Origin of the sequence: Planctomonas deserti, from assembly GCF_003067705.1 — a bacterium.
GTDB lineage: Bacteria > Actinomycetota > Actinomycetes > Actinomycetales > Microbacteriaceae > Planctomonas > Planctomonas deserti.
This window is the reverse complement of sequence record NZ_QANL01000003.1, coordinates 196,020-209,859: the sequence shown is the minus strand read 5'-3', so window position 1 is coordinate 209,859 and position 13,840 is coordinate 196,020. Positions and strand designations below refer to the sequence as shown.

11 protein-coding genes are annotated in these 13,840 nt (G+C 72.5%); 8 read left to right on the top strand and 3 right to left on the bottom strand.

Annotated elements, in window-relative coordinates; translation table 11 throughout:
* Positions 1-270: 270 nt before the first annotated feature.
* Entirely contained in the window at positions 271-963 is a 693-nt protein-coding gene (locus DAI20_RS11740) for a M23 family metallopeptidase (RefSeq protein ID WP_108251016.1), read from the top strand.
* 72 nt (positions 964-1,035) lie between these two features.
* Here DAI20_RS11740 and DAI20_RS11735 read toward each other — a convergent pair whose 3' ends face one another.
* Positions 1,036-1,671, bottom strand: coding sequence for a TetR/AcrR family transcriptional regulator (locus DAI20_RS11735; protein WP_108251014.1), 636 nt, complete (start codon positions 1,669-1,671; stop codon positions 1,036-1,038).
* A 118-nt stretch (positions 1,672-1,789) separates the two neighbouring features.
* Between DAI20_RS11735 and DAI20_RS11730 the strand changes: the two genes are divergently transcribed.
* From DAI20_RS11730 to DAI20_RS11715, 4 genes are all read left to right on the top strand, one after another.
* Positions 1,790-3,436, top strand: coding sequence for an ABC transporter substrate-binding protein (locus DAI20_RS11730; RefSeq protein ID WP_108251012.1), 1,647 nt, complete (start codon positions 1,790-1,792; stop codon positions 3,434-3,436).
* 98 nt (positions 3,437-3,534) lie between these two features.
* Complete coding sequence (locus DAI20_RS11725; RefSeq protein ID WP_108251699.1) at positions 3,535-4,470, top strand: ABC transporter permease; 936 nt, start codon at positions 3,535-3,537, stop codon at positions 4,468-4,470.
* Between the two features lie 92 nt (positions 4,471-4,562).
* Positions 4,563-5,363: an ABC transporter permease gene (locus tag DAI20_RS11720; protein ID WP_205781450.1), complete on the top strand. Its 801-nt coding sequence runs from the start codon at positions 4,563-4,565 to the stop codon at positions 5,361-5,363.
* Positions 5,360-7,069: a dipeptide ABC transporter ATP-binding protein gene (locus DAI20_RS11715; protein WP_108251008.1), complete on the top strand. Its 1,710-nt coding sequence runs from the start codon at positions 5,360-5,362 to the stop codon at positions 7,067-7,069. Before DAI20_RS11720 ends, DAI20_RS11715 begins: the two co-directional genes overlap by 4 nt.
* Before the next feature lie 14 nt (positions 7,070-7,083).
* Here the strand turns inward: DAI20_RS11715 and DAI20_RS11710 are convergent, their stop codons facing one another.
* Positions 7,084-7,629 carry a P-loop nucleotide/nucleoside kinase family protein gene (locus tag DAI20_RS11710; RefSeq protein WP_108251006.1) on the bottom strand — a complete coding sequence of 182 codons (546 nt, stop codon included), beginning with the start codon at positions 7,627-7,629 and terminating at the stop codon, positions 7,084-7,086.
* Between the two features lie 150 nt (positions 7,630-7,779).
* Here DAI20_RS11710 and valS point away from each other — a divergent pair, with 150 nt between their 5' ends.
* Complete coding sequence (gene valS / locus DAI20_RS11705) at positions 7,780-10,380, top strand: valine--tRNA ligase (protein WP_240606051.1); 2,601 nt, start codon at positions 7,780-7,782, stop codon at positions 10,378-10,380.
* A gap of 75 nt (positions 10,381-10,455) precedes the next feature.
* Positions 10,456-10,725: a hypothetical protein gene (locus tag DAI20_RS11700; RefSeq protein WP_108251004.1), complete on the top strand. Its 270-nt coding sequence runs from the start codon at positions 10,456-10,458 to the stop codon at positions 10,723-10,725.
* Between the two features lie 62 nt (positions 10,726-10,787).
* Here DAI20_RS11700 and DAI20_RS11695 read toward each other — a convergent pair whose 3' ends face one another.
* Positions 10,788-11,615 (bottom strand): class I SAM-dependent methyltransferase, encoded by an 828-nt coding sequence (locus tag DAI20_RS11695; protein WP_108251002.1) that lies wholly within the window; start codon positions 11,613-11,615, stop codon positions 10,788-10,790.
* Positions 11,616-11,694: 79 nt separating this feature from the next.
* Here DAI20_RS11695 and DAI20_RS11690 point away from each other — a divergent pair, with 79 nt between their 5' ends.
* Positions 11,695-13,755, top strand: coding sequence for a M3 family metallopeptidase (locus DAI20_RS11690; RefSeq protein WP_108251000.1), 2,061 nt, complete (start codon positions 11,695-11,697; stop codon positions 13,753-13,755).
* The last annotated feature ends 85 nt before the right edge of the window (positions 13,756-13,840 follow it).

Genomic DNA, 13,840 nt, shown 5'->3' with positions numbered 1-13,840 from the left:
CGAGGACGCCGTCCGCCGGTTCTCCGGCGGGCACCGCGGTACCACCCCGCTTGCCGCGGCGCTCTTCGTTCAGCGCGCCGGGCCGCTTGTTCATTGGCTGTGACGGGCCAGCCCCGTTCGGTTCTACTGAGCACCACCACGCCGGAACGCGAAGCTGCTGTTCTTCCGAAGGCTCCCCGGTGATGGCCGGATCGACACCTGTCCCCCCAGTGTAGCGAACCCGTCGCGGCGGGGGTGGCCCGTGCGCGGGTCGCCCCCTAGGCTGCGGCGATGACCGAGATCCTGCCGTCCGGCGAGGTCCTGCTGTCCCTGCCGTTCACGGGTCGGTGGCTCGTGCAGAACAGCCCGGCCCGCCGGGTACCGAGCCACGGCACCGACCTGCTGGGCGAGCGGTACGCGATCGACTTCGTCGGCGTGGACGCCCGCGGGCGCACCGCCGCCCGTCGGGACTGGCGGACGGCGCTCGCGACCGAGCCCGCCGATCGCTTCGTCGGCTTCGGCCGGCCGATCCTCGCGCCGGCGGACGGGGTCGTCGTCGTGGCGCACGACGGGGAGCCGGACCACGAGGCGCGGCGTTCGCAGCTCGCGCTCGTGCCCTACGCGCTCGGGCAGCGGAACCGGCTGCGCGAGGGCGCGTCCGCCATCGCCGGCAACCACGTCGTCCTGCGGTTGCCCGGCGGAGGCCCGTTCGTCGCCCTCGTGCACCTGCGCGCCGGGTCCCTGCTGGTGCGGGCGGGCGAGACCGTGCGCGGGGGGCAGAAGCTCGCCGAGTGCGGGAACTCGGGCAACTCCACCCAGCCCCACCTGCACGTCCAGGTCATGGACAGCGCCGACCTGTCCGTCGCCCGCGGGGTGCCGATGGCGTTCCGGCGCTACCGGGAGTGGCGGCGCGGGCGGGGAGAGCCTGCACCCGTCGAGTCCGGCGTCCCTGCCGAGGCCGCCATCGTCGAGCCCCTTCCCTAGTCCGAGGTTCCCTCGCCCCCGACCGGTCGTCCGCCGTTCGCCGGTCCCCCGATCGCTCAGCCGGGCGACCGCTCAGTCGGCCTGCCGCTCGTCCGACCGGTCGAATGCGGCGTCGAAGCCGGCGCACACCGGGGACAGGGCCTCGTCGACGTAGTCGCGCAGGGGACGGCGCCCGACGCCGTCGCCTGCCCAGGCCCCGGCCGCCGCAGCAACCGCGCCGAGGGCCGCGAACGCGGCCGACTGCACCCGCGCGTCGGATGCCGGAAGGCCCGTGCGCCCCGCGAGGAAGCGGCGCAGCACGGCCGCCTGCTCCATGAAGCGCCGGAGGCCGGAGGACTCGAGCACCTCCCGGGTGCCCATGAGCTCCTGCTGGGTGAGCGCCCACGGCACCGACTCCGGCCCGATCGGCGCCACCACCCGAAGGAACGCCGCGCGCACGGCCGCCATGGCGGGTGTTCCCTCCGCAGCGTCCGCGAGGCACTCCGTCAGCCGGCCGATGTGGGTGTCGAACGTCGACCAGAGCACGTCGCTCTTCGCCGTGAAGTAGTTGAAGAAGGTTGTGCGGGAGACCCCGGCGCGCTGGGTGATGTCCGCAACGGAGGTCGCGGCGTAGGTGCGCTCGAGGAACAGCTCGGCCGCGGCATCCTCGAGGTCGGCCCGAGAGGATGCCGTGGGTCGCCCGCGGCGGGGCGCTCGGGTGTCCGGCATGCACGCTCCGTTCCGTACGATGGACCTCGACGGAATAAATGTACCGCGTACATCAATTGTGTCCTGTAGACGGAAGCCCGGTTCGCATCGGGCGAACAGCCCCGACGGAAGAAGACGCATGACCCGCCCCAGACGCTCCTCAGCCCTCACCGGGGCGGCCGCAGCCGCCGCCCTGCTGCTCCTCTCGGGCTGCTCCTCGCCCGCGCCCTCCGGCGGCAGTGCGGAGCCGGTCGAGGGCGGCACCCTCACCTACGCCTCCGGTGACGCGGAGCCGACCTGCCTCGACCCGCACGTGGGCGGCAACTACCCGCAGGCCCTCGTGAGCACCCAGTACCTCGAGTCCCTCGTGTCGCTCGACGAGGACGGGAAGATCCTGCCCTGGCTGGCGAGCGACTGGGAGCAGAGCGACGACGGCCTCACCTGGACGTTCACCATCCGCGACGGCGTGACCTTCACGGACGGCACTCCCCTGGACGCGGAGGCCGTGCGGGCGAACATCGCGCACGTGCAGGATCCGGCGACGCTCTCCTCCACCGGGTACCTCGCGCTCGGCAAGGTCGCGAACGCGGAGGCGGTGGACGCGCGGACGCTGCGCCTCACCCTGAGCGCACCGGACAGCGCGCTGCTCGAGTCGCTCTCGCAGCCCTGGCTGGCCATCCAGTCCCCCGAAGGCATCGCCCGGGGCATGGACGCGAACTGCGCCGCGCCCATCGGCACCGGACCCTTCGCCGTCGAGGCGTGGGATCGGCAGAGCTCCATCACCCTGGTGCGCAACGACGACTACAGCTCGCCGCCCGGCGACGCCAGCCATGAGGGCCCGGCGTATCTCGAGCGCATCGAGTGGCGCTTCCTGCCGGACTCCGCGTCGCGGTACGCCGCCCTGCAGGCGGGCGAGGTCGACGTGATCGACAACGCGCAGCCTGACACCATCGTGCAGGCGCAGAACGCCGACGGGCTGCAGGAGCTGGATGCCCCCCGGCCCGGCTCCTCGAACCGGCTGGAGCTCAACTCCGGCAAGCCGCCGTTCGACGACGTGCGGGTGCGCGAGGCGTTCATCCGCGCTGTGAACGTCGACGACGCCGTGCAGGGGCTCTTCCTCGGAACGGCCGAGCGGTCGTACTCCCCGCTGTCCAGCGTCGAGCCGCTCGCCTACTCCCAGCCCGACCTCTTCGAGTACGACCCGGAGGCCGCGAACGAGCTGCTCGACGCGGCGGGCTGGACGGAGCGCGACTCCGACGGCTACCGGGTGAAGGACGGCGAGCGCCTGACCCTCCGCCTTCCCGTGAGCACCAACCAGTCCATCCCGGCGGAGCAGTCCCTGTTCGAGCAGCTCCAGGCGGGCGCCAAGGACGCCGGATTCGAGGTCGTGCTCGACCCGCTCGACCTCAGCAGCTGGTACGGCGCACTCGGCGAGAACGACTACAACCTGGTGAGCGCCCCGTACACGAAGGTGGGACCGGACGTGCTGCGGATCCTCTACGAGAGCTCGGGCACCACGCCCGCACCGAGCGGCTACTTCGCGAACCACGCCCAGGTGCGCGACCCCGCGCTCGACGACCTCCTGATCCGCGCATCCCAGGTGTCCGATCCCGACGAGCGGGCGGCCCTCTACGAGGACGCCCAGCGCATGGTGCTCGAGGGGTTCTACATCCTGCCGCTCTACGACCAGCAGAACACCTATCTGCTGCGGGACGACGTGCAGGGGCTTCGGGCGCTGCCCACCGTGTCCGCGCCGACGCTGTACGACACCTGGCTCGACCGGTGAGCGGGGTCGGCGCCCCCGATCGGGGAAGCGCCGCCGCCGCCGCTCCCGGCCCGGCTCCCGCGGGCGGCCGCGGGCGCGGGCCGGGCGACGCGGGACGGATCGGTGCCGCCGCGCGGTGGTGGGCGTCCCGGGTCGCCGGTGCCGCATTCGTGCTCTGGGCGGTCGCGACCCTCACGTTCTTCGCGATCCGGCTGATCCCCGGGGACCCGGCCGAGGCGATCCTCGGCGGTCCCGGGTCGCAGGCCTCGGACGAGGCGCTCGCCGCCGTCCGCGCCGAGTACGGGCTCGACCAGCCGATCGCCGTGCAGTACGTCCGCCAGCTCGGCCGGCTGGCCGTCGGCGACCTCGGCACCTCCTACTCGCTCCGGGAGGACGTGGCGGCGCTGCTCGGCGCACAGCTGCCGGGCACGCTGCTGCTCGCCGTGCTGGCCCTCGCGGTGGCCTGGCTGCTCGCCCTCGCCCTCGCCACGTGGTCGACGCGGGGCGGCCGCGTCTCGGCGGCCGTCGGCTCCGGCCTCGAGGTGATCGCCGCCGCCCTGCCGCACTTCTGGATCGCGATCGTGCTCATCCTCGTGTTCAGCACGGGTCTCGGCTGGTTCCCGCCGATCAGCACGCCCGGCGTCGCCGGGCTCGTGCTCCCCGTGGTGACCCTGGCGATCCCCCTGGCCGGCTTCCTCGGCCAGGTGATGCGGGAGTCGCTTCTGGACGCGCTCGAGGCGCCGTTCACCGTGTCGGCCCGGGCGCGCGGCGAGAGCGAGGCCGGCGTCCGCCAGGTGCACGTGCTCCGGCACGCGGCCCTGCCCGCCGTCAGCCTGTCCGGCTGGGCGTTCGGCTTCCTGGTGAGCGGCGCGGTCGTGGTGGAGACGATCTTCGCCCGACCGGGGCTCGGCCGCACGCTGCTGAACGCGGTGACGCTGCGCGACATCCCGCTCGTTCTCGGCGTCGTGCTCGTGGTCGCCGCCGCCTACATCGTCGTCACCCTGCTCACGGACGCCGCCCAGCGGCTGCTCGACCCGAGGACGCGGGCCGCGTGAGCGATCTCGAGGTATCCGCCCGCCTCGCCCGGTCCGGCGTCGAGCGTCGGCGTGCCCGCGGTGGTCCCGGGGGTGGCCGCGCCGCGCGCCGGCTGCCCGGCGCCGGAGAGTCTGCGGCGGCGCTCGTGCTGCTGTTCCTCATCGCGTCCGCGCTCGTGCCGCAGGTGGTCGCCCCGGTCGATCCGCTCGCGATCAGTCCGCTCGAGGCCTTCCGGCCGCCGTCCGCGGCCCACCCCTTCGGCACCGACGAGTCCGGGCGTGACATCTTCAGCCGGGTCGTGCACGGGACGGGGCCGTCGCTGCTGCTCGGCATCGCGGCGACGCTCATCGGGCTCGCCGGCGGGGTCGTGCTCGGCACGGCGGCGGGCATGCTCGGCCGGGTCGTCGACTTCGGCGTGAACCGGCTGCTCGAGGTGCTCTTCGCGTTCCCCGGCCTGCTGCTCGCGCTCTTCTTCATCGTGATCTTCGGTCCCGGCATCGTGACCGCCACCATCGCGGTCGGCGTGTCAACGGCGCCGGGCTACGCCCGCATCATCCGGGGACAGCTGCTCACCGTGCGCCGATCGGCCTACGTCGAGGCCGCGACCGTGCTCGGCCGCGGTCGCTGGCGCGTGCTCGTGCGGCACATCCTGCCAAACACCCTCGCGCCGCTGTTCGTGCTCGGCACCCTCGGCGTCGGCCAGGCCATCGTCTGGGCCGCGTCGCTCAGCTACCTCGGCCTCGGGGCGGTGCCGCCGGCCGCGGAATGGGGCGCGATGCTGGCCGCCGGCCGCACCTACATCTCGACGGCGTGGTGGCTCACGTTCTTCCCGGGGCTGTTCATCGTGCTCACCGCCACCGCGACGACGGTCCTCGGCCGGCGGCTGCAGCAACGCGTGCGGGAGCAGGGATGAGCGGGGCGGCGGCAGCGGGCGGGACCGAGCCCGTCCTGCGCATCTCGGGCCTCCGGGTCGCGTTCGGCTCGGGCACGCCCGTCGTCGACGGGGTGTCCCTGTCCATCGCGCCCGGCGAGTGCCTGGCCCTCGTCGGCGAGTCCGGCTCGGGCAAGAGCGTGACGGCGCGCACGGTTCTCGGGCTCGCGGGCGAGCGGGCGACCGTCACGGCCGACGCCCTCGAGCTGCGCGGGCGGTCCCTGCTCGGCCTGTCCGACCGCGCCTGGCGGGGCATCCGCGGGCGCGAGGTCGGGCTCATCCTGCAGGACGCCCTCGCCTCGCTGGATCCGCTGCGCCCGGTCGGCCGCGAGATCGCGGACGCGCTTCGACTGCACACGCCGCTGCCCCCGCGGCAGCGGGGCGACTGGGTGCTCGACCTGCTGCGCTCCGTCGGCATGCCGGAGCCGGAACTGCGGGCGCGGCAGCGCAGCGGCGAGCTGTCCGGCGGGCTGCGCCAGCGGGCGCTCATCGCGTCGGCCATCGCCCTCGACCCGCCCCTCCTCATCGCCGACGAACCGACGACGGCGCTCGACACCACGGTGCAGGCGCGGATCCTCGACCTGCTCGGCGAGCTCCGCGCCGCGGGGACGGCGATCCTCCTCATCAGCCACGACCTCGCGGTCGTGCGGGGCATTGCCGACCGGGTGGCCGTCATGGCGGAGGGGCGCATCGTCGAGACCGGTTCCGTCGCGGACGTGCTCGAGCGCCCGCGGGAGGAGTACACCCGCCGGCTCGTGCGTGCCGTGCCTGCCGGGAAGCCCCGCGGCGAGCGCCTGTCGGCGGATGCCCGGCCGTCGGACGCGACCGACGCGCGCGGCGCCTCCGGTGCACTCGACACTCCCGGCGCCTCCGTCGCGGTCTCCGCCAGGGCGCGCCCGGCGGAGGCCGCGGCGTCCGCCCCGCTCCTCACCGGGCACGGCCTCACGCGCGCCTTCCGCGGGCCCGACGGGTCGCGCCGCCTCGCGGTGCAGGACGCGTCCTTCGAGCTCCGCGCCGGAGAGACGCTGGGACTCGTGGGCGAGTCCGGGTCCGGCAAGACGACGCTCGCGCGCCTCGCGCTGGGGCTGCTCGAGCCCGACACCGGCACGGTCGAGCTCGACGGCCGACCCTGGAGCCCGCTCCCCGAGCGGGAGCGGCGGACCCGGCGCAGCCTCGTGGGCGCCGTCTACCAGGATCCGCTCGCCTCATTCGATCCGCGGCTGAGCGTCGGCCGCATCCTCGCGGACGCCCTCAGCGGCGGCCGGCACGCGCGCCCCGCCCGCGTCTCGGACGAACTCGTGTCCCTCCTCGCGTCGGTCGGCCTTCCCCCGTCGGTGCTGGCGCGCCGTCCGCTGCACCTCTCGGGCGGCCAGCGGCAGCGGGTGGCGATCGCGCGGGCCCTCGCGCCGCGGCCGCGCGTGCTCATCTGCGACGAGCCCGTGTCCGCGCTCGACGTGTCCGTGCAGGCGCAGGTGCTCGACCTGCTCGACGACCTGCAGGAGCGCCTCGGCCTCGCCTACCTGTTCATCTCCCACGACCTCGGGGTAATCGGCCACGTGAGCGACCAGGTCGCGGTGATGTCGGAGGGCCGCATCGTCGAGACCGGTCCGACGGCGGACGTGCTCGCGGCACCGAGGCACCCGTTCACCCGGGCGCTGCTCGCGGCCGCACCCACGCTGAGCGCGTGAGGCACGGTCGGTTCCTAGGCGACGACGCGCTCGGTGGTGAGGTCCTGCACGCGGCGCCGGAGCTCGTCGATGTCGACCGGCTGAGTCGTGTCGACCCGCACGACCGGGCTGATGCCGAGCGGCTCGGCCCCCGCCGACCACTCGGACCACTTCGCGTCCACGTCGCCGATGATCGAGTGCACCGGACCCCGCTCGCGGCTCTCGAAGCGGCTGCGGGCGAGCGTCGGCGGCACCTCGCACCACACCTCGATGACCGTCTCCACGCCGGCGACCTCGAGCCCGCTCATCGCGAACTCCAGATCGCGCGGGCGGAACCACCAGGACTCGGCGACGAATGCGGGCAGCCCGGCCGCCTGCCGCCAGAGCTCGCGCATCGCCACGGCCCCGACGATGTTGCTCGCGTCGTGCGGGTTCTGGGCCGCGAGGCGCTCCTTGATGGCGTCGCGGGACAGGCAGGGCCAGCCCAGTTCCGCCGCCAGCGCCATGGCAAGGCTCGTCTTCCCGGAGCCGGGCAGACCGTTCACCAGCACGGCCATGCTGGTGGGAAATCCGTTGTTCATGAGCGTGGCCCCCTTCTTCGTCGTCCGACCGCGTTGTCAGGACGATGCGCGCGAACCGCCTCGTGCCGCATCCGCTAACTTAGAGGCATCCGACACTCAGGCAGTTCTCCACTGACACGCTGCCGTATACATCGAACTGGAGCGACCCCCTTGACGTCACGAATTCCGGAGAAACCAGCACTCGAGGGCCTCGAGGCCAAGTGGGGCCCCGAGTGGCAGACGCGCGCCACGTACCGGTTCGATCGCCAGGGCGCGACCCGCGACTCCATCTACTCCATCGACACGCCGCCGCCCACCGCCTCCGGCTCGCTGCACATCGGCCACGTCTTCTCCTACACGCACACGGATGTCGTGGCCCGCTACCAGCGCATGCGGGGCAAGACGGTCTTCTACCCGATGGGCTGGGACGACAACGGCCTGCCCACAGAGCGCCGGGTCCAGAACTACTACGGCGTGCGCTGCGACCCGTCGCTCCCGTACGACCCCGACTTCACCCCGCCCTTCGAGGGCGGCGACAACAAGAGCTCCAAGGCGGCGGACCAGCTGCCCGTCTCGCGCCGCAACTTCATCGAGCTGTGCGAGCGCCTGACGGTCGAGGACGAGAAGGCGTTCGAGAAGCTCTGGCGCGACCTCGGTCTCAGCGTGGACTGGAGTCAGAGCTACCGCACGATCGGCGACGAGTCCCAGGTGGCCTCGCAGCGTGCGTTCCTGCGCAATCTCGCCCGCGGCGAGGCCTACCAGGCGGACGCGCCCACCCTGTGGGACGTGACGTTCCGCACCGCCGTCGCCCAGGCCGAGCTCGAGGACCGCGAGCAGCCCGGCACCTACCACCGCATCGCGTTCCACGCGCCCGACGGCTCCGACGTGGTCATCGAGACCACCCGCCCGGAGCTGCTCCCGGCCTGCGTCGCCCTCGTGGCGCACCCGGATGACGAGCGGTACAGGGCGCTCGTGGGCACGACCGTGACGACGCCGCTGTTCGGCGTCGAGGTGCCCGTGGTCGCGCATCACCTCGCGCAGCCGGATAAGGGCTCCGGCATCGCGATGATCTGCACCTTCGGCGACGTCACCGACGTGACCTGGTGGCGCGAGCTGCAGCTGCCGACCCGCGCCATCCTCGGGTTCGACGGCCGCATCCTGCGCGAGGCGCCCGAGGCGATCACCTCCGAGAGCGGCCGCGCGGCCTACGAGCAGATCGCGGGCAAGACCGTCTTCTCGGCCAAGGCGGCCGTCGTCGACCTGCTCCGCGAGAGCGGTGAGCTGCTCGGCGAGCCGCGCAAGATCACGCACCCCGTGAAGTTCTACGAGAAGGGCGACAAGCCCCTCGAGATCGTGTCGACCCGTCAGTGGTACATCCGTAACGGCGCCCGTGAGGACGAGCTGCGGGCCCGCCTGCTGCAGCGGGGCACAGACATCACGTTCGTGCCCGACTTCATGCGCGTGCGCTACGAGAACTGGGTGAACGGCCTCTCCGGCGACTGGCTGATCTCCCGCCAGCGCTTCTTCGGCGTGCCCATCCCCGTCTGGTATCCCCTGGACGACGAGGGCAACCCAGTCTTCGACTCCCCTCTCGTGCCCACCGAGGATGCGCTGCCCGTCGACCCGTCGTCCGACGCCGCCCCCGGGTACACCGAGGACCAGCGCGGCGTCGCCGGCGGCTTCGTCGGCGAGCTCGACGTCATGGACACCTGGGCCACGTCGTCGCTCACCCCGCAGCTGGCCGGCGGCTGGGAGCGCGACCCGGAGCTCTACGACCTCGTCTTCCCGTTCGACCTCCGCCCGCAGGCGCAGGACATCATCCGCACCTGGCTGTTCTCGACCGTGCTCCGCGCCGAGCTCGAGCACGGCGAGCAGCCCTGGAAGACGGCGGCGATCTCCGGCTTCATCGTCGACCCCGACCGCAAGAAGATGTCGAAGTCGAAGGGCAACGTTGTGACGCCCGCCGCCATGCTCGACACGCACGGCTCGGACGCGGTGCGCTACTGGGCCGCCTCCTCCCGCCTCGGCACGGACGCGGCGTTCGACCCGCAGAACCCGACCCAGATCAAGATCGGGCGCCGCCTGGCGATCAAGATCCTCAACGCCTCGAAGTTCATCCTGAGCTTCAGCGCCGGCGAGCACAGCACCGGCGCCGGCGGCACCGACGCGGCCATCACGAATCCGCTGGACCGCAGCATGCTCGCCGCCCTCGCCGGGGTGATCGGCACCGCGACGCAGGCGCTGGACGACTACGACCACGCCCGTGCCCTCGAGGTGACCGAGAGCTTCTTCTGGACGTTCTGCGACGACTACCTGGAGCTCGTCAAGGAGCGCGCGTACGGCCAGTCCGGCGACACGGCGGACCAGGCGTCCGCCGTGTCCGCCCTGCGCACCGCTCTCGACGTGCTGCTGAGGCTCTTCGCCCCGTTCGTGCCGTTCGCCACCGAGGAGGCGTGGTCCTGGTCGCACGAGGAGTCGGTGCACACCGCGGGCTGGCCTACCGCCGACGAGGCGGGCACCGAGGGATCGGCGGAGCTGCTCGCGCTCGCCGGCCGCGCCCTCATCGGCATCCGTCGCGCCAAGACGGATGCCAAGGCATCGCAGAAGACCCCGGTCGCGTCCGCGGTGATCACCGGCCCCGCCGAGCAGCTGAGCCTGCTCGAGCAGGCCGCCGGCGACATCAAGGCCGTGGGCCGCGTAGCCGACCTGACCTTCGCCGAGGGCGACGAGCTGGCCGTGACCGAGATCGTGCTCGCCCCCAGCGAGCAGTGACCCGCGCGGTGCGCCTTACCCCGACGACGTCGGCGGGAAGGCGCACCGGCAGACCGAGAAGAACGAGGCCCTGACATGCAGCTCGGAACCCGCTGGAGCGTCGGCGAGAACGCCCCCGCAACCCTCCCCGAGGTCGTGCTCCTCGCCGTGAAGACGGTGGAAGACGACCTCGTCAAGCTGGGCACGGACACGACCGCCTGGAAGTGGACGCTCACCTGGCTCGAACGGAAGCCCGTGGTCGAGCTCGACGACGGCACCGTCATCCGTTACGACGACCGGGAGGACGCCGCGACGATCACCCTGCCGGCGGACGCGGTCGACGACCCGTTCGACGACGAGGACTGACCCCGATCCTCGGCCCTACTCTCTGACGCCGGGGTTCGCCCCTACTTCGCCGGGGTTCGCCCCTACTTCCGGGCGAGGATCTCGCCGTGCGGCATGCCGAGCCAGCCGTCGTCGTCCGCGGCCCACCGCAGCCAGCCGTCGCGGATGAACTCCAGGTCCTCGCGGGTCGCCAGGCCCGCCTCCAGCGCCTGGTCGGCGAACGACGACTTGGTCGCACGATCCGCCCAGGCGCCGCCCCACCAGTCCCGCTCCTCCTGCGAGGCGAAGCACCAGATGGACGCGGACGACGTGACGTCGGTGAAGCCGGCGGCGTGCGCCCAGGAGCGCAGCCGCGGGCCGGCGTTGGGCTCGCCGCCGTTGCCGCGGTGCACCCGCTGGTACAGCGCTGCCCACGCCTCGAGCCCGGGCAGCCGGGGGTGGGTGGACACGTTGACGTAGTCGACGTCGCGCGCGGCGACGACGCCGCCGGGCTTCACCACCCGTCGCATCTCCTTCAGCACGGCGACGGGATCGGCCACGTGCTGGAGCACCTGGTGGGCGTGCACGATGTCGAAGGTGTCGTCCGGGAAGTCCAGCGCGTACGCGTCGGCCACCCGGAACTCAGCGGGAGAGCCGGCCTCCGCGGCGCGGTCGCGGGCCTGCGCGACGACGTCGTCCGACGCGTCGATGCCGACCACCCGTCCGGGCGCGAGACGCTCGGCGAACTCGATCGTGATGGTGCCGGGGCCGCTGCCGACGTCGAGGAGGGACAGGCCCGGCCGCAGGTGCGGCACGAGGTAGGCGGCGGAATTGTCCACCGTGCGCCAGGCGTGCACGCGCAGCACGCTCTCGTGGTGACCGTGGGTGTAGCGCTCCTGGGGAGGTGATGCGTCGGCGTGCTTGGTGCTCATCCGGCCACTATAGGTCGTGCCGAAACGGCTCCCCGCCGTGTTACGGGGGCGCGCCGCCCGCCGACCGTAGGGTGGATCCATGGCAGACACGTCCAACCCCTTCTTCGCGCCCAGCACGCTCCCGTACCAGCTCCCGCCGTTCGCGGACATCCGCGACGAGCACTACCTGCCCGCCTTCGAGCGCGGCTTCGAGGAGCACCTGGCAGAGATCGCGGGCATCGCCGACAGCGCGGACGAGCCGACCTTCGAGAACACGATCGCGGCGATGGAGCGCGCGGGCGGCACGCTCGAGCGGGTCGCCCACGTCTTCTTCAACAAGAGCTCGTCGGACAGCTCGGACTTCACCAACGAGCTCGAGGAGCAGATCGCCCCGCGCCTGGCCGCGCACGAGGACGCCATCCGCCTGAACAGCGCGCTCTACTCCCGCATCAGGGCGGTCCACGACGCCCGCGCCGAGGCCGGCCTGGACGCCGAGTCCGTGTACCTCGTCGAGCGCATCTTCACCGAGTTCACCCTCGCCGGTGCCGGGCTTGAGGATGCGGACAAGGAGAAGCTCCGGGACTACAACCAGCGGCTGTCCACCCTCACGACCCGGTTCGAGAAGAACCTGCTCGCCGACACCAACGACCTCGCCCTCGTGTTCGACTCCGCCGAGGAGCTCGACGGGCTGAGCGACGGCGAGCTGTCCGCCGCGGCCGAGGCCGCCAAGGAGCGCGGGCTCGACGGCAAGTTCCTCGTGACGCTCGTGCTGTTCACGGGACACCCCTACCTCGCATCCCTCACCGACCGCGATGTGCGCCGCCGCATCATGGAGGCCTCGCGCTCCCGCGGCAGCCGCGGCAACGAGCACGACAACCGCGCCCTCGTGCTGGAGATCACCGCCCTGCGGGCCGAGCGCGCTGCGCTGCTCGGCTTCGAGAACCACGCCGCGTACGTGACGGCCGACGAGACGGCGAAGACCCCGGAGGCCGTCGCGGCCATGCTCGGCCGGTTGGCGCCCGCCGCGGCGCGCAACGCCCGCGCCGAGGCCGCGGACCTGCAGGCGCAGATCGACGCCGCCCAGGACGCCGCGGGCGAGCCCCGCTTCGAGCTCGAGGCGTGGGACTGGGCCTTCTACACGGAGAAGGTGCGGTCCGCGAAGTACGACGTGGACACCGCGGCGCTACGCCCGTACTTCGAGTCGGAGCGCGTGCTGCGGGACGGCGTCTTCGCCGCCGCGACGCGCGTCTACGGGATCACCTTCGAGGAGCGCCCCGACCTCGTCGCCTACCACCCGGACGCGCGGGTCTTCGAGGTGTCTAACGAGGACGGCTCCCCCGTCGGCCTCTACATCCTCGACCTCTACACGCGCGACTCCAAGCGCGGCGGCGCCTGGATGAACCCGCTCATCTCGCAGAACACGCTGCTCGACCAGCCGACCGTCGTGGTGAACAACCTCAACGTGCCGAAGCCGCCCGCCGGGCAGCCCACCCTGCTCTCCTACGACGAGGTCAACACCCTGTTCCACGAGTTCGGGCACGCGTTGCACGGGCTCTTCGCCCAGGTGACCTACCCGAAGTTCGCGGGCACCAACGTGTTCCGCGACTTCGTCGAGTTCCCGAGCCAGGTCAACGAGATGTGGATGCTCTGGCCCGAGATCCTCGAGAACTACGCCGTGCACCACGTCACGGGTGAGCGCATCCCGCAGGACGTGATCGACCGCCTGCAGGCCGCGTCCTCGTTCAACGAGGGATTCTCGACGAGCGAGTACCTGGCCGCGGCGCTGCTCGACCAGGCCTGGCACCGCATCGGCGTACACGACGAGGTCACGGACGTGGCGGCGTTCGAGGCGAAGGCCCTCGCCGACGTCGGGCTCGACAACCCGGCCGTGCCGACCCGCTACTCGAGCACCTACTTCGCCCACACCTTCTCGGGCGGCTACGACGCGGGCTATTACTCGTACATCTGGAGCGAGGTGCTCGATGCGGACACCGTAGAGTGGTTCAAGGAGAACGGCGGCCTCACGCGGGCGAACGGCGACCGCTTCCGCGAGCGTCTGCTCGGCGTGGGCGGGCGAATGGACCCGTTGGCGGCCTACCGCGACTTCCGCGGCCGGGACGCGGTGATCGAGCCCCTCCTCGCCCGCCGAGGCCTAAACTAGCGCCTCGCGGCGCGCGGGACCTCCACGGTCCCTGAGCCTGTCGAAGGGACGAAACCCGCCCCGGCGGTCCAGCGTCGCTTCGACG